At 27.7% G+C, this 15,011-nt stretch carries 18 protein-coding genes; 9 read left to right on the forward strand and 9 right to left on the reverse strand.

Annotated features, from left to right (window positions below; translation table 11 throughout):
- Positions 1 to 45: 45 nt before the first annotated feature.
- From gltX to BTO18_RS12625, 4 genes are all read left to right on the forward strand, one after another.
- Positions 46 to 1,593 (forward strand): glutamate--tRNA ligase, encoded by a 1,548-nt coding sequence (gene gltX, locus BTO18_RS12610; protein WP_105016562.1) that lies wholly within the window; start codon positions 46 to 48, stop codon positions 1,591 to 1,593.
- A gap of 2 nt (positions 1,594 to 1,595) precedes the next feature.
- On the forward strand, positions 1,596 to 2,141 hold the full coding sequence (locus BTO18_RS12615; protein ID WP_105016563.1) for a hypothetical protein: 546 nt from the start codon (positions 1,596 to 1,598) through the stop codon (positions 2,139 to 2,141).
- 137 nt (positions 2,142 to 2,278) lie between these two features.
- Entirely contained in the window at positions 2,279 to 3,205 is a 927-nt protein-coding gene (locus tag BTO18_RS12620; RefSeq protein WP_105016564.1) for an SPFH domain-containing protein, read from the forward strand.
- A gap of 49 nt (positions 3,206 to 3,254) precedes the next feature.
- Positions 3,255 to 4,142: a LytTR family DNA-binding domain-containing protein gene (locus BTO18_RS12625; protein WP_105016565.1), complete on the forward strand. Its 888-nt coding sequence runs from the start codon at positions 3,255 to 3,257 to the stop codon at positions 4,140 to 4,142.
- A 247-nt stretch (positions 4,143 to 4,389) separates the two neighbouring features.
- On the opposite strand, the gene tatA is transcribed toward BTO18_RS12625, so the two are convergent.
- The 4 genes from tatA to BTO18_RS12645 form a co-directional block, all read right to left on the reverse strand.
- Complete coding sequence (gene tatA / locus BTO18_RS12630) at positions 4,390 to 4,578, reverse strand: twin-arginine translocase TatA/TatE family subunit (protein WP_105016566.1); 189 nt, start codon at positions 4,576 to 4,578, stop codon at positions 4,390 to 4,392.
- Between the two features lie 40 nt (positions 4,579 to 4,618).
- Positions 4,619 to 5,308, reverse strand: coding sequence for a head GIN domain-containing protein (locus tag BTO18_RS12635; protein WP_105016567.1), 690 nt, complete (start codon positions 5,306 to 5,308; stop codon positions 4,619 to 4,621).
- Between the two features lie 105 nt (positions 5,309 to 5,413).
- On the reverse strand, positions 5,414 to 5,746 hold the full coding sequence (locus tag BTO18_RS12640) for a YbjQ family protein (RefSeq protein ID WP_105016568.1): 333 nt from the start codon (positions 5,744 to 5,746) through the stop codon (positions 5,414 to 5,416).
- 95 nt (positions 5,747 to 5,841) lie between these two features.
- A complete protein-coding gene (locus tag BTO18_RS12645; RefSeq protein ID WP_105016569.1) occupies positions 5,842 to 8,124 on the reverse strand; it encodes a ribonuclease R family protein in 2,283 nt (760 codons plus the stop codon).
- 114 nt (positions 8,125 to 8,238) lie between these two features.
- Between BTO18_RS12645 and BTO18_RS12650 the strand changes: the two genes are divergently transcribed.
- The 4 genes from BTO18_RS12650 to BTO18_RS12665 all read left to right on the forward strand — a co-directional run bounded on the left by BTO18_RS12650 (position 8,239) and on the right by BTO18_RS12665 (position 11,057).
- Positions 8,239 to 9,147: a diacylglycerol/lipid kinase family protein gene (locus BTO18_RS12650; RefSeq protein ID WP_105016570.1), complete on the forward strand. Its 909-nt coding sequence runs from the start codon at positions 8,239 to 8,241 to the stop codon at positions 9,145 to 9,147.
- 71 nt (positions 9,148 to 9,218) lie between these two features.
- Positions 9,219 to 9,398, forward strand: coding sequence for a hypothetical protein (locus BTO18_RS12655; RefSeq protein WP_105016571.1), 180 nt, complete (start codon positions 9,219 to 9,221; stop codon positions 9,396 to 9,398).
- 697 nt (positions 9,399 to 10,095) lie between these two features.
- Positions 10,096 to 10,524, forward strand: coding sequence for a ribose 5-phosphate isomerase B (rpiB, locus tag BTO18_RS12660; protein ID WP_105016572.1), 429 nt, complete (start codon positions 10,096 to 10,098; stop codon positions 10,522 to 10,524).
- A gap of 92 nt (positions 10,525 to 10,616) precedes the next feature.
- Positions 10,617 to 11,057 carry a GNAT family N-acetyltransferase gene (locus tag BTO18_RS12665; protein ID WP_105016573.1) on the forward strand — a complete coding sequence of 147 codons (441 nt, stop codon included), beginning with the start codon at positions 10,617 to 10,619 and terminating at the stop codon, positions 11,055 to 11,057.
- Here BTO18_RS12665 and BTO18_RS12670 read toward each other — a convergent pair.
- Genes BTO18_RS12670 through BTO18_RS12680 form a run of 3 tightly spaced genes read right to left on the reverse strand, consistent with a single transcriptional unit; the run spans position 11,054 to position 13,214 of the window.
- Positions 11,054 to 11,623 carry a pseudouridine synthase gene (locus tag BTO18_RS12670; RefSeq protein WP_437438439.1) on the reverse strand — a complete coding sequence of 190 codons (570 nt, stop codon included), beginning with the start codon at positions 11,621 to 11,623 and terminating at the stop codon, positions 11,054 to 11,056. The genes BTO18_RS12665 and BTO18_RS12670 overlap by 4 nt on opposite strands.
- Before the next feature lie 15 nt (positions 11,624 to 11,638).
- Complete coding sequence (locus tag BTO18_RS12675) at positions 11,639 to 12,406, reverse strand: serine aminopeptidase domain-containing protein (RefSeq protein ID WP_105016574.1); 768 nt, start codon at positions 12,404 to 12,406, stop codon at positions 11,639 to 11,641.
- A 16-nt stretch (positions 12,407 to 12,422) separates the two neighbouring features.
- A complete protein-coding gene (locus BTO18_RS12680; RefSeq protein ID WP_105016575.1) occupies positions 12,423 to 13,214 on the reverse strand; it encodes an aldose 1-epimerase in 792 nt (263 codons plus the stop codon).
- A gap of 106 nt (positions 13,215 to 13,320) precedes the next feature.
- On the opposite strand from BTO18_RS12680, the gene recA reads away from it, so the two are divergent.
- On the forward strand, positions 13,321 to 14,328 hold the full coding sequence (recA, locus tag BTO18_RS12685) for a recombinase RecA (RefSeq protein WP_105016576.1): 1,008 nt from the start codon (positions 13,321 to 13,323) through the stop codon (positions 14,326 to 14,328).
- 60 nt (positions 14,329 to 14,388) lie between these two features.
- On the opposite strand, the gene BTO18_RS12690 is transcribed toward recA, so the two are convergent.
- Entirely contained in the window at positions 14,389 to 14,541 is a 153-nt protein-coding gene (locus BTO18_RS12690; RefSeq protein ID WP_105016577.1) for a PspC domain-containing protein, read from the reverse strand.
- A gap of 17 nt (positions 14,542 to 14,558) precedes the next feature.
- Positions 14,559 to 14,990 (reverse strand): dUTP diphosphatase, encoded by a 432-nt coding sequence (dut, locus tag BTO18_RS12695; RefSeq protein ID WP_105016578.1) that lies wholly within the window; start codon positions 14,988 to 14,990, stop codon positions 14,559 to 14,561.
- Between the last annotated feature and the right edge of the window lie 21 nt (positions 14,991 to 15,011).

Consider the following 15,011-nt stretch of genomic DNA (forward strand, 5'->3'; position numbering starts at 1 on the left):
TGATTATAGTAAAGTATCTTTGCATTTCTAAAAATCAATAGAAAAATGGAATCTAATGTTCGTGTTCGTTTTGCACCAAGTCCTACAGGACCTTTGCATATTGGAGGTGTTAGAACAGCTTTATATAATTATTTATTTGCTAAAAAACACAAGGGTACTTTTATTTTAAGAATAGAAGACACAGACCAAACACGTTATGTGGCCAATGCAGAACAATATATTATAGATGCTCTTAATTGGTGTACTATTCCTTTTGATGAAGGTCCAGAAAAAGATGGTGGTTTTGGACCTTACAGACAATCTGAACGTAAAGATTTGTATCAAAAATATGCAAATATCCTTTTAGATAAAGGATGGGCATATTATGCATTTGATACTTCTGAACAACTTGATGCACATAGAAAACAACACGAAGCTGAAGGAAAAACCTTTATCTATAATTGGCACAATCGTGAAAAAGGACGTTTGGTAAATTCTTTAGTTTTAACTGATGATGAAGTTCACAATAGAATTAATGCTGGAGAAAACTATGTAATCCGTTTTAAAACACCACAAGATGAAACTTTAATTTTAAAGGATGAAATTCGTGGAACAATAAAAATTGAGACCAACACTTTAGATGATAAAATTTTATTTAAAAGTGATGGAATGCCAACCTATCATTTAGCAAATATTGTAGATGATCATTTAATGGAAATTAGCCATGTAATTCGTGGAGAAGAATGGTTGCCTTCACTTCCACTGCATTCTTTATTATACAGAGCTTTTGATTGGAAAGCTCCAAAATTTGCTCATTTACCCTTAATTTTAAAACCTTTTGGTAAAGGAAAGTTAAGCAAAAGAGATGGAGATAAATTAGGTTTCCCAGTATTTCCTTTAGCCTATACTAATGAAAAAACAGATGAGGTTTCACGTGGATACAGAGAGGATGGTTATTTTGCTGATGCTTTTATAAATATGTTGGCTTTTTTAGGTTGGAATCCTGGTACTGAACAAGAACTATTTTCTTTGGATGAATTGATTAAAGAGTTTGATTTGAAACGTGTTTCTAAATCTGGTGCAAAATTTAATCCAGATAAAACAAAGTGGTTTCAACAACAGTATATGCAGACAAAATCTGATGAAGTTTTGACTGAATTGTTTATCCCAATTTTAAATGAAAAAGGAATTGTCATTACGAATGAAATGAAGCAATCTGTTTCTGATAAATCTTATGTACAAAAAGTAGTTGCATCTGTAAAAGAAAGAGCTGTTTTTGTTGAAGATTTATGGGAATTGTCATCTTTCTTTTTTGAAGCCCCAACTGAATATGATGCAAAAAATACAAAGAAAAACTGGAAAGAAGGAACTCCTGAATTAATGCAAGAGTTAATTGTTGTAATTTCAGAAATTGAGGATTTTTCATCAATAAATACAGAAAAAATTATCAAAAAATGGATTTCTGGCAAGGAAATTGGTTTTGGTAAAGTAATGCAACCTTTACGTTTAAGTTTGGTTGGTAAATTAGCTGGGCCTCATTTGTTTGATATTATTGCAATGATTGGCAAAGAAGAAACTATAAAAAGAATCGAAAACGCAATTGAAAAAATCTAATTATGAAAAAATATATCTTTTTACTTTTTGTTTTTACAAGCTTTATAGCACAAAGCCAGTTTGGTAATCAAGGAATGAGAGGTCAACGTCAAAGACAAATGCCTCAAACTCAACAAAAACCACCAGAACCTAATTATGAAGTAGAAAAATATCTTGGTATTGTTGTTTATGATATAGAAAAAGCAGCAAAAAAATCAAAAATAAAATTGTCTTCTGATGTTGGTAAAGCTTTTTCTAAAACACTTACTGTGTATAATAAAAAGATAAAAGATTTGAGAAGGATTAACAGTTTTACTCTAAAAACCACCAAAGAAATGGTTGAAAATTTTCAGAGAAATGCTAGAAAAACTGGTGATTTATCAGATCAAAAAAGAGTAAATGAAACTATGACAAAAAATTTGAAGCCAATATCTGAAAGTTTAAAAATTGAAGATTTAAAATTGGACAAAAAATTAAAGGGATTACTATCAGAAAAACAATATAAAAAATGGATTAAATACAATAGAAAATTGTATAAAGTTTTCCCTAAAGAAGAAGTAGAAAAATAAAAAATGAATCCTGATACATTTAGTATCAGGATTTTTTTCGTTAAAAACGTAACATTCTCAATAAAAAGCGTCATATTTATAATTGTTGTTTTCTGTATATTTACATAAAACTTTTATTCACTTTAAAAAATATTATTATGCCACCTTTTTATATTTTGATTATTGTTATATCTGTTGTTATTTTATTTGCTGCATTTTTTGTTGTAAAACAACAAACAGCAGCTGTAATTGAACGTTTTGGAAAATTTCAAAGCATTCGCCATTCAGGTTTGCAGATGAAAATACCTTTGGTAGATAGAATTGCAGGTAAACTCACTTTAAAAATTCAACAATTAGATGTAATTATTGAAACGAAGACTTTAGATGATGTTTTTGTTAAATTAAAAGTTTCTGTTCAGTATAAAGTAATCAGAGAAAAGGTGTATGATGCTTTTTACAAATTAGATTATCCACATGATCAAATTACATCGTTTGTATTTGATGTAGTAAGAGCAGAAGTACCAAAAATGAAGTTGGATGATGTTTTTGTAAAAAAGGATGATATTGCAATCGCTGTAAAAAGAGAACTTCAAGAATATATGACAGATTATGGTTATGATATTATTAAAACGTTAGTAACAGATATCGATCCTGATGCACAAGTAAAAGCGGCAATGAATAGAATTAATGCTGCTGATAGAGAAAAAACAGCTGCACAATTTGAAGGAGATGCTCAGCGTATTTTAATTGTAGAACGTGCAAAAGCAGAAGCAGAAAGCAAGCGTTTACAAGGACAAGGTATCGCAGATCAAAGACGTGAAATTGCGCGTGGTTTAGAAGAATCTGTAGAAGTATTAAATAAAGTTGGTATTAATAGCCAAGAAGCTTCAGCTCTAATTGTGGTAACACAGCATTATGATACTTTACAATCTATAGGACAAGAAACAAATAGTAACTTAATTTTACTACCTAATTCACCACAAGCTGGTAGTCAAATGCTAAATGATATGGTAGCAAGTTTTACTGCTAGTAATCAAATTGGTGAAGCTATGAAACAATCTAAAAAAAATAAGAATGAAAAATAATTAGTCTGTTAAAAATGATTTTTTTATTTTACGTAAAAAAATATTTTGCATGCTAAAGTCACTAAATAATTGGTTACAAAAACCTTACTATTTTAACCCATCAATTAAATTTAAATTTAAATTAAGTTTAGTTTTTGGGTTTCTTGTTTTCTTATTCCTTTATCTTTTTCAACCCTTTACGTTATCAACATTTAAAAATTATATTTTTGTATATACTTTAAGTATAGGCATCATCACATTTGTTGGTAATTTTACTATTCTTAATGTTCTTCCTCTTTTATTTAAAAACTATTTTAACGAAGATAATTGGACAATTGGAAGGAATATTGTTTTAATATTTATTGTTATTCTATCTTTAGGATCTATTTTATGGTATAATGGTTATTTATTTAAATTAAATAAAGGGATACCACACATTAGTTACCTAACTTTTATATACTATTCTTTTTTGGTAGGTACTTTTCCTATTTTATTTGGTCTTTATTTGAATGAAAAAATATTACGAGAAAAAAGAGAGTATAAAGCAAAAGAAATTAATGCTCAAAAAAATAGTGTCAATAAAAAAATTGAAATTGTAGAAATTAATGAAACTGTTCATATAAAATCTAAAAATAAGAATGAAGAACTTGAGTTCATAATTAATGACTTAATTTATATTACTTCACAAGGAAATTATACTAGTTTTTTTATAAAAAATAATAATAATGAGCTAGAAGAAAAAGTGTTAAGAATAACACTTAATAAGACTGTAGAACACTTAAAAAAATACAGTAATATTGTTAGATGTCATAAATCTTATATTATTAATACTAACTATATAACTAAAGTAAGTGGTAATGCAAGAGGGTACTTGTTACAATCAGATTTAATATCATTTAATATTCCTGTATCTAGAAGTTTTAGTAAAACTTCAATCACAGATTTATTAAAGCAATAAGAGTATTTTTAGATTAAAAAGGTTTAAATACACAACAAAACCTATACAAATTTGTCATTAAAACAAAAATTACCTTCCTTTTCGTAACAAAAGGCTTTAAAACCTTCCTTTTCGTAACTTAATTTTTATTTGAAATTTTTTCGATTGTATATTTACCCAGAATAAAGTTGGGGAATTTTATTTTTAACAAAAAAACTCTATTTCAAATTGAAATAGAGTTTTTATTATTTATAAAATAAAATAGAAGTTAGCTTTTTTCTTCTATCTTATCATTAGATTCATCTTTTGATGCTTTTTTAAATTCTTTAATTCCACCACCTAAACCTCTCATTAATTCAGGTATTTTTTTACCTCCAAATAATAATAATACAACTACTACAATTAAAATTATTGAATAACCTCCTGGAACTGCTAAATATATATGCTGACTAATCATTTTTGTTTATTTATAATACAAAGATACAAAAAGGAATTTATTAATCTCTTTTTTGAATAATACCTCCTATTACTTTTTTATCTTTTATTATTTCTGGACTTCCTTTATAAAATATTGAACCTCCAAAACTTACTTTAGCTTTTAGGGTTTCACCCGCAAAAACTTCTGCTTTTGCTCCTGTACCAGCTTTAACAGTAGAGTTGGTAGTAGCTTTTAAATCAAAGCCATTATAAGTTCCATACAAATCTACATCTACATTCTGATTTTTTGTTGAACCTGCCAACTTTATAGTACCACCAGAAGAAGTTCTTACTTTTAAATGTTTTGTCTTTACAATTAAATTTATAAAAGCTCTTTCTTGAGCATTTACTTCTAATTTATCTTGTTTTATCTCTTCACCAGTTATTAGTGAACCTTCATTAGCATCAATAACAGCTATGTTATTTTTGTAATATAATTTAATAATTATTTCGCCATTTGCTGAATTATTATCTGGTTTTAGAGAAAAAGGTAAGGAAATTTTCAACGTATTATTTACATTTTTTATTTTTACTTTTTCAGACTTCTTTCCAGTAATTTCAAGTTTCTGTTCATCTGCTTTTATGAGTTCTACTTCTATGCCATTATAAACTTTTAAAATGGAGAAATCTCCTAAATTTTTAGTAATTTTTGTTTGAGAAAAGCAAGAAACTACTATTAGAAATAAAAATATATTTAGTAATTTTTTCATTATTTTATAGTTTGATTAATAACCTAAAATCAATAAGTATACCATTATAAAGACTTTTTTTGTTTTTTATTGTGGCAAATATGTAAAACTAATTTATAAAAATTACTATGATATTTCACCAACTTTTACAGCTGTTCCAGTTATAGAGACTAAAAGTGTAGCAGAATTAGCTAAAGGTTCTACATCTAACTGAATGCCTACCACAGCATTAGCACCTAATTTAATAGCATTATCTTTTAAATTTTGAAATGCCTTTTCTTTAATAGTTTCTAATGCTAAAGTATATTTTTCATAGTATTTAGCCATACTAAACATATCTGTAAATGACATTTTTTTTCCATTTGAAGAATAACTAGAGTCGTAAGCTGTACCAGTTACAATTCCTAAATAATCTGCTATTTTAAAGTTTTCGATGTTGTTTGTGGTTGTTAAAATCATTGTTTAATTCTTTTAGTTTAGTCATTACGAGTTTACGAAGTAATCTCTTTATAAATAAACAGATTACTTCATTCGTTCCTCATTCGTAATGACATTTACTCTTCAATTAAATTAAAATCTAAATGTTTGCGTTCTAAATCTGTCTTTTTTACTTGCACTTGTACATCATCTCCTAACTGATACATTTGTTTGGTAGATTGCCCAACAACTGCATATTGCTCTTCATCAAAAATATAATAATCGCTTTTTATATCTCTAATTCTAACCATTCCTTCACATTTATTTTTGGTAATTTCTACATAAATTCCCCATTCTGTAACACCTGTAATTACACCTTCAAAAACTTCATCTTTGTGATCTTGCATATATTTAACCTGCATATATTTGATTGAATCACGTTCTGCTTTACTGGCTAATTCTTCACGTTTAGAAGAATGTTTACATTTTTCTTCAAAAACTTCTTGTTTTGCGCTATTTCCACCATCTAAATAGTGTTGGAGTAATCTATGGGTCATTACATCTGGATAACGTCTAATTGGGCTTGTAAAATGGCTGTAATAATCAAAAGCTAATCCATAATGACCAATATTATGTGTTGTATATACAGCTTTAGACATGGTTCTAATGGTTAAAGTCTCAATCATATTAGATTCTGCTTTACCATGTACATCACTTAACAATTGATTTAAAGAATCTGAAGTAGTTTCTTTGGTTCTTGTATCAATTTTATACCCAAATTTACCAATAATATTCTCTAAAGAAGCCAATTTTTCTACATCTGGCTCATCATGCACTCTATAAATAAAGGTTTTGTTGGATGGCTTCCCTCCTTTTGCTTTTCCAATAAATTCAGCCACTTTTCTATTGGCTAATAACATAAATTCTTCAATCAATTTATTGGCATCTTTAGAAGTTTTGAAGAAAACACCAATAGGATTTGCTTCCTCATCTAAATTGAACTTCACTTCTACTCTATCAAAAGAAATGGCACCTTGTTTCATTCGTTTTTTACGAAGAATTTTTGCGAGTTTATCTAATTGCAAGGTAGCTTCTACAATTTCTGGAGTAACTTTATAAGATTTGTCTGTAATAGAAACATCAGCAGGAACTGTACATTTTAGAGATTGAGATTTCTCTACTTCACTAGAAATGAAAGATTTAGATTTGTTTTTATCTTGATTCTTGTCTCTTGATTCTTGATTCGCTTCTATAAGAAACTGTGCTTCTTCATAGGCAAAACGTTGGTCTGAATAGGTAACTGTTCTACCAAACCATTGGTTTATAATTTGTGCTTTTTTATTTATTTCAAAAACTGCAGAAAACGTTAATTTCTCTTCATTTGGACGTAAAGAACATACTCCATTTGAAAGCATTTCTGGTAGCATTGGCACAACTCTGTCTACCAAATACACAGAGGTTGCTCTGTCATAAGCTTCTGCATCTAAAATGGTATCTTTTTCTAAATAATGAGAAACATCTGCAATATGAATTCCTATTTCATAATTCCCATTTTCTAATTTTTTATAGGATAATGCATCATCAAAATCTTTTGCATCTTTTGGATCTATAGTAAAGGTTAAATCGCCTCTCATATCTCTACGCTTGGCAATTTCTTCTTTTGTAATTTCAATTGGTAAACTTTCTGCTTCTTTTTCTACTTCTGCAGGAAATTCATAAGGCAAATCATACTCTAATAAAATGGAATGCATTTCTGTGTTATGATCTCCTGGTTTACCTAAAACTTTGGTTATTTTACCAAAAGGATTTTTAGATTTCTCTGGCCAATCTATAATTGTTGCCTGTACTTTATCTCCATGTTCTGCACCATTCATCTTATTTTCTGATATAAAGATATCTGCATACATTTTATTAGAGTCTGGTAATACAAAGCCAAAATTTTTATTTTTTTGGAGTACACCAACAAATTCAGTTTTTGCACGTTCTAAAACTTCTACAACATCAGCTTCTAATTTATTGGAACGTCTTTTTTTATACACATAAGCTTTAACCATATCTCCATGCAAACCTTTACCAAGATTTACATTTGGTATAAAAATATCATCTTCATAATCATTAGAAATAAAATATCCATTTCCATTAGAGGTAATATCTAAAGTACCTACAGAATATTTACGATCTTCATTTATTTGAAATTTTCCTCTGTCTATTTCTTTAATTTTTTTATTTGCAGTCAATTCTGCTAATTTTTTTAAGATTTGGGTTTTTCCATCAGTATCAGAAATTCCCATTTTTCCAGCAATTTGTTTATAATTATAATGTTTACTACTGTCTTCATTTAATATTTTAAAAATATTTCTCGTTAAATCTTTTACTATTTTTCCTTTCTTTTTAAATATCTTTTTTTTCTTTCTTGTCATGTATTTTTACTTCTATTTATATACTACCAAAGTACAATTATTTCATTTGAATGTTATTAAAAAATGGTTATCAATTGATTATTGTAAATTGGCTTTTTTTATTAATTTTTATTTATGTCTAATTCTTGGTTTATTATTGCTAACCCTACTTCTGGAAATCGGAATTTTTCTAAACAATGGAAGGAAATTCAGCAATACTTAAAACTTAAGAATATAGACTATTCTTTTACTGTTACACAGTTTTCTAAACATGAAATTGAGTTGGTACAAGCTGCAATTCAACAAGGTTTTAGAAATATTATTTCTGTTGGTGGAGATGGTACACTACACAATGTAGTTAACGGAATAATGATGCAAATATACGTAAAAACTTCGGATATAACTATAGGAGTAATTCCTTTAGGTACTGGAAATGATTGGATAAAAATGTATAATATTCCTAATTCTATTGAAAAAGCTATTGAAATCATCTATAGAAAAAAAACAATTTTACAAGATATTGGTGTTTTAAAAACTAATGATAACAAAACTACATATTTTAATAATGTGGCTGGTTTAGGTTATGATGGTTATGTTGTTAAGAAATTACATTCACTTAAAAGGTTTGGAGCTATTTCTTATTTAATAGCAGGAATTTATGGTTTGTTATTCTATAAAAAAACAATTTTTAAAATTATTTTTGATGATAAAAAAATAGAAGAAAAATGTTTAATGACAATTATTGGAATCTGTAAATTTTCTGGAGGTGGAATGCAGTTTACAAAAGATATTAACCCTTCTGATGGATTTTTTGATATTACAATCATTAAAAATTTAAGATTTTTAGAAGTAATCTATAATTTACCAAAATTATATACTGGTAAAATAGTACATCATAAAAAAGTAGCAACTTATAAAACAAAAGAAATAACTGTAATTCCGCAAAACTCAAAACCTTTTATTCAAGCAGATGGAGAATTGATTGGATCAGGAAAAATAACTGTAAATATTATTGAAAAAGCACTTCAATTTGTAATTTCTTAAAATTTTCTTAAAAAAAATGTAACGTTTTCTTAAATACTACGTCTTTATAATAAGAGAATCAACTTTTTAGGATGAAAAATCTACGTAAAATTATCGCTTTATTCGCATTTATCTTCATTATCGGAATTTATTTAACAGTAAAAACGGTAAATACTTCTTTGAATAAAACTGATATTCCTAAAGAAACTGTTGAGGTTCAAAAAGATACTACTTATTTGTTAAGAGCTGAAAAGAAAACAAAGACAGTCTAAAAAATCTTACTTATTTAAAAATTCTTATCACATATTAATTTTATATAAATTGAATTAATCAAACTAAAATTCAATCCTATTTTTTTTTCGTTAATACACTTATCAACATTCTATATTATAATTATTTTTCTTTTATAAAATTTTAAAAAACAATGATGTTTATAATAGTATGTGAATAGCTACAGTAAATTTTTTATTTTTTATTTTTAAATATCACTTATTAAAAACCATTCACAACTTATCAATTTTTAAAACCTTAAAAATCAATTATATTTTTGAATTATTAACAAAAGTTATAAACAGCTATTCACTTATTTTTATTGATAATTAACCAATCAATTCATGTAAACAAATTGTAAATTTTATGTTGATAAACTTTTATCAAAAAGGTATAATAAAATTTGCATATCTCATAGAACTCATTGTATTGTAATAATTATTAGAATCACCAAAAAAAGTTTCGAGTTTTTAATGATAAGTTCTTAACATTAGCTTAAAACACCTAAAAGCTTTACTAATAACTAGTTATTAAAAATTGATAAATTTTGATTGTTTATAACTGTTGATAACTGGTATTTTCTATATTTTTGTTGCTGTAACTATGTCATTGCGAATGAAATGAAGCAATCTGCTCGTTTATAAAAAAGATTACTTCACAATTCTTCCTAGTAAAGACAGTATATAAAATTATAAAATTATGACAATTGCCATAGGTAATGATCACGCAGGAACTGAATATAAGTTCAAAATTATAAAACATTTAGAAAATAAAGGTTTCAAAGTCCTAAATTTTGGAACAGATACAAATGATTCTATGGATTATCCTGATGCTATTCATCCAACAGCAGATGCTGTAGAGTCTGGCAAAGCAGCACTCGGAATTATTTTGTGTGGATCAGGAAATGGAGCACAAATGACAGCAAACAAACACCAAGGAATTAGGGCAGCTTTATGTTGGAATAAAGAATTGGTTGAATTAACAAGACAACATAATAATGCTAACGTACTTACAATTCCTGCACGTTTTGTGTCTTTACAACAAGCAATTGGTTTCGTAGATGTTTTTTTAACTACAGAATTTGAAGGTGGTAGGCATCAAAATAGAATTGATAAAATTTCTTGTTAATCATTAAGTCATTGCAAGTTTACGAAGCAATCTCTTTATAAATTAAAAGATTACTTCACTTTGTTTGTAATGACGATTATCTATTATTTTTTATGGAATTTATAACGAAATCTTTCCAAGAATTAAACACCACAGAATTGTATCAAATACTTCAATTACGTTCTGAAGTTTTTGTGGTAGAGCAAGATTGCGTGTATCAAGATTTAGATTTTAAAGATCAAAAAGCATTGCATGTATTTGGTATTAAAGATGATAAAATTGTGGCTTATACCAGAATTTTTAAATCAGGAGATTATTTTAAAAATGCTAGTATTGGTAGAGTAGTGGTTGCAAAAAATGAGCGAAGCTCTGGTTATGGAGTAGATTTAATGGAAGCTTCAATAAAAGCAGTTGAAAATGAGTTTAAAACAGAAAAGATTACAATTTCAGCACAAGTATATTTGACAAAATTTTACAATTCTCTTGGATTTAATAAAGTAGGAGAGGAGTATCTAGAAGATGGAATTCCTCATATTAGAATGGATAAAGGTTAATTAAAACCATCAACCTTAAGAACTTCACCAACTTTTAAACTATTTAACTTAATTTCTCCAATACGAACACGAATTAAACGCAAAGTAGGAAAACCAACACCTGCTGTCATTTTTCGTACTTGTCTAAATTTACCTTCTTTAATTATGATAGAAATCCAACTTGTTGGGCCATGTCTATCATCACGAATTTTTTGACTTCTTAATGGAAAGTTAGGATCATCAATTAGAAAAGCTTTACAGGGTTTAGTAATGTATTTTTTACCTTCAAAACCAATTTCAACACCTTTTTTTAGTTTTTCTATAGCTTCATGGGTAATAATTCCATCTACTTGAACATAATATTCTTTCTCATATTTATTACTTCTAACTTCTTCAGAAACTTTACCATCAGTAGTTAAAAATAATAAGCCTTCAGAAGCATAATCTAAACGCCCAATTGCCATAGTTCCTTCAGGAAAATTATACAATTCTCCTAGTAGTTTTTTCTTTCTTTTGGTTTGATTATTAATAAATTGCGATAAATATCCCCAAGGTTTATGAAGTATAAAATGTTTATGTTTATCAATCAAATTAAAACATTTTTATTTTACAGAAGTTAAAAAACTATTAAAAGAAGACCAATAGGTTTCATAACCTTCTGTAGTTTTCCAAAGTGCTCTAGAACCGTGAATTCCTTTTACTTTTGGTATAAAATGAGTTGAAAAATTAGAATCTATTTTATCAATTAAAGTTTTAACACTTTCACTTTCATTTAAAGAAGAAGTTACAAAAACAGGTTTTTTATAAGTACTGATACTTTTATTAATATCAATACCTTTAAAATATTCACCAGGACTAAATGCAGCAACTGCTTTAATTTTTGAATTATTTACGCCAATTAAAAGTGCTAAAGAAGCAGAGTAAGAACTACCAACTAATAAAATTTTTCTACCTTCATTTTGTTTGTAGATATAATCTATAGCAGCTTCAATATCTTGCTTTGCATCTAAATAAGTAACTCCTAACCCTTTTTTACTAGCAGCTAGTTTCGTTCTATTTTTTATATTATTAACTGCGTTTCCAGAACGTTGATCAATTGCCATTACAGAATATCCTAATTTTGTTAATTGAACAGCAGTATCTATGTATTCTCCTTTACTGTAACCAGCTTGATGGCACAGTAAAATACTAATAAATGTATTTTTAGAATTATAAATATCTGCAGTAATTGGTAAACCATCTTTAGAAGGAAAAGTGATTGTTTTCTTTTTTGAAATTTGATTTTCTACAGCCAAATTCGGTTTATCAGCAGGTTTATTTTTACAAGAAAATAGTATTAATAAGCTAAAAATTAGAGTGTATTTTGTCATCTTATATAATTTTGGTTTATCGTATTTTTATAGTAATAGAAAATGTATTTTTTCCTTTTGATATACTCATATTTTCTTCAGAGAATTTCTGGTTTGTGTAAGAAGTATATTGCGTAATTGGCTCTATACAAACCATATTATCTACCTCTGTCCAAAGCATAAAATTATTAAAGCCTTCAGTAGAGATTTCTAAATTATTTTTATCAATATTTTTTAATATGATTTTATCAGAATCTAAAATAGGAAATGCATTAGAACCAGCCTTATAAACATCAATTAAGCTGTATGTTTTATTATTTGCAGTAAAGGTTTCTTTACCAGTATTAGACAATAAAAAAGCAGGATGATAACCTAACATAAAAGGCATATTTTCTTCAGAATTAATAATAAAATCAATTTTTAAAATATTTTCTTGTAATAAAAATTTCTTTTCGAAAGAAAAATTAAAAGGCCAATGTAAAAATTCTTCAGAAGATTTTTCAGGAAACTTACTGTTTTTAATAAGAGTATTCTTTTTATAACTTTTGATATAGTTTGCACTGATTTTATTGTAAGAAATCAAATCATAATCCAATTCGCGCAATAAACCATGTTGATCTTGAACAGCATCTCCATTTTTAGTGTGTACTCTAAAGTTATTTTTAGAAGTAGGACCAATAACAGGAAACATCTCATCATCAGATTTTCGCCATCCTTTATTTCCTTTTTGATGAATATATTCTAAATTATTATGAGTAAAGCTTGTTAACTCTCCATTTTTAATAGAAATAGTAGATTTCTTATTTTTTAAAGTAGTTTTATAACTCATAATTTTTTTGTAAAAATACTATAAAAATGAAACTAAAATATTAGGAATATAATAGTAGTTTTTCGTAACTTGTGCAACCGAATAAAAAAAAGATTTAGAAAGATTTATGGCAGCAGATAAAGAGAAAGCAGCAAAACTAAAAGCTTTACAACTTACTCTAGATAAGTTAGATAAAACGTATGGTAAAGGTTCTGTGATGAAATTAGGAGACGTAGTTACTGAAGATGTAGATGCTATTTCTTCTGGGTCTTTAGGTTTAGATTTAGCTTTAGGAGTTGGTGGTTATCCAAGAGGTAGAGTTATCGAAATTTATGGTCCAGAATCTTCTGGTAAAACAACCTTAACCATCCATGCAATTGCAGAAGCTCAAAAAGCAGGTGGTATTGCAGCTTTTATTGATGCAGAGCACGCTTTTGATAAGTTTTATGCAGAGAATTTAGGTGTAGATGTTGATAATTTAATCATTTCTCAACCAGATCATGGAGAGCAAGCGTTAGAAATTGCTGATAATTTAATTAGATCTGGTGCAATTGATATTGTTGTGATTGATTCTGTTGCTGCATTAACACCAAAATCAGAAATTGAAGGTGAAATGGGAGATTCTAAAATGGGTCTTCATGCACGTTTAATGTCTCAAGCGTTACGTAAATTAACAGGTACAATTTCTAAAACGAATTGTACAGTAATTTTTATTAACCAATTACGTGAAAAAATTGGAGTAATGTTTGGCAATCCAGAAACAACGACAGGAGGTAATGCTTTAAAATTTTATGCTTCTGTTCGTTTAGATATTAGAAGAAGAACGCAAATTAAAGACGGAGATAGAGTTATTGGAAACAGCACCAAAGTTAAAGTTGTAAAAAATAAAGTAGCACCACCATTTCAAATTGCAGAATTTGATATTATGTATGGGCAAGGAATTTCTAAAGTTGGAGAAGTTTTAGATATTGGTGTAGAACTAGGCATTATCAAGAAAAGTGGTTCTTGGTTTAGTTATGGAGAAACAAAATTAGGCCAAGGTAGAGATTCTGTAAAAGGATTAATAAAAGATAATCCAGAATTAATGGATGAGTTAGAAAATAAAATAAAAGAGGCTATTGAAAACCAAGATTAAGTATTAAAAGTTCTAACTATTATTAAACTGCTACAGAAGTAATCAATCTGTAGCAGTTTTTTATTCTCCAGAAAAAACTTTTACCAACCACAGAATTAAATAAAGTGCAACCCCTGTACCTGCTAATAAAACCAATAATACAAAGAAAATTCTAATATTTTTAGCAGTAAAACTTGTTTTAGTTGCTAACCATTCACAAACACCTAATAGCATAATTTTTTAATTTTTGATTAAACACCAGTACTTCCAAAACCTCCAGAACCACGTTCTGTTTCACTTAAAACTTCAACTTCTTTCCAATTAACACGTTCGTGTTTTGCAATAACTAATTGTGCAATACGTTCACCATCATTAATTATAAAATCTTCGTTTGATAAATTGACTAAAATAACACCAATTTCTCCACGATAATCTGCATCTACAGTTCCAGGACTGTTTAAAACAGTTATTCCTTTTTTAGCAGCCAAACCACTTCTTGGTCTTACTTGAGCTTCAAAACCAACAGGTAAAGCTATAAATAAACCTGTTTTTACAATAGCTCTTTCTAGAGGTTTTAAAATGACTGCTGATTCAATATTTGCTCTTAAATCCATTCCTGCTGCACCTTCAGTTTCGTAACTAGGGGTAGCGTGTTTCGATTTATTAATGATTTGTACGTTCATTATCTTATCTAAATTTTCAAA

Origin of the sequence: Polaribacter porphyrae (genome assembly GCF_002954685.1) — a bacterium.
Taxonomy (GTDB): domain Bacteria; phylum Bacteroidota; class Bacteroidia; order Flavobacteriales; family Flavobacteriaceae; genus Polaribacter; species Polaribacter porphyrae.

Bases quoted from the DNA above. Each gene is read 5' to 3' on its own strand.
- gltX (WP_105016562.1), top strand. From the start codon at position 46: ATGGAATCTAATGTTCGTGTTCGTTTTGCACCAAGTCCTACAGGACCT.
- BTO18_RS12615 (WP_105016563.1), top strand. From the start codon at position 1,596: ATGAAAAAATATATCTTTTTACTTTTTGTTTTTACAAGCTTTATAGCA.
- BTO18_RS12620 (WP_105016564.1), top strand. From the start codon at position 2,279: ATGCCACCTTTTTATATTTTGATTATTGTTATATCTGTTGTTATTTTA.
- BTO18_RS12625 (WP_105016565.1), top strand. From the start codon at position 3,255: ATGCTAAAGTCACTAAATAATTGGTTACAAAAACCTTACTATTTTAAC.
- tatA (WP_105016566.1), bottom strand. From the start codon at position 4,578: ATGATTAGTCAGCATATATATTTAGCAGTTCCAGGAGGTTATTCAATA.
- BTO18_RS12635 (WP_105016567.1), bottom strand. From the start codon at position 5,308: ATGAAAAAATTACTAAATATATTTTTATTTCTAATAGTAGTTTCTTGC.
- BTO18_RS12640 (WP_105016568.1), bottom strand. From the start codon at position 5,746: ATGATTTTAACAACCACAAACAACATCGAAAACTTTAAAATAGCAGAT.
- BTO18_RS12645 (WP_105016569.1), bottom strand. From the start codon at position 8,124: ATGACAAGAAAGAAAAAAAAGATATTTAAAAAGAAAGGAAAAATAGTA.
- BTO18_RS12650 (WP_105016570.1), top strand. From the start codon at position 8,239: ATGTCTAATTCTTGGTTTATTATTGCTAACCCTACTTCTGGAAATCGG.
- BTO18_RS12655 (WP_105016571.1), top strand. From the start codon at position 9,219: ATGAAAAATCTACGTAAAATTATCGCTTTATTCGCATTTATCTTCATT.
- rpiB (WP_105016572.1), top strand. From the start codon at position 10,096: ATGACAATTGCCATAGGTAATGATCACGCAGGAACTGAATATAAGTTC.
- BTO18_RS12665 (WP_105016573.1), top strand. From the start codon at position 10,617: ATGGAATTTATAACGAAATCTTTCCAAGAATTAAACACCACAGAATTG.
- BTO18_RS12675 (WP_105016574.1), bottom strand. From the start codon at position 12,406: ATGACAAAATACACTCTAATTTTTAGCTTATTAATACTATTTTCTTGT.
- BTO18_RS12680 (WP_105016575.1), bottom strand. From the start codon at position 13,214: ATGAGTTATAAAACTACTTTAAAAAATAAGAAATCTACTATTTCTATT.
- recA (WP_105016576.1), top strand. From the start codon at position 13,321: ATGGCAGCAGATAAAGAGAAAGCAGCAAAACTAAAAGCTTTACAACTT.
- BTO18_RS12690 (WP_105016577.1), bottom strand. From the start codon at position 14,541: ATGCTATTAGGTGTTTGTGAATGGTTAGCAACTAAAACAAGTTTTACT.
- dut (WP_105016578.1), bottom strand. From the start codon at position 14,990: ATGAACGTACAAATCATTAATAAATCGAAACACGCTACCCCTAGTTAC.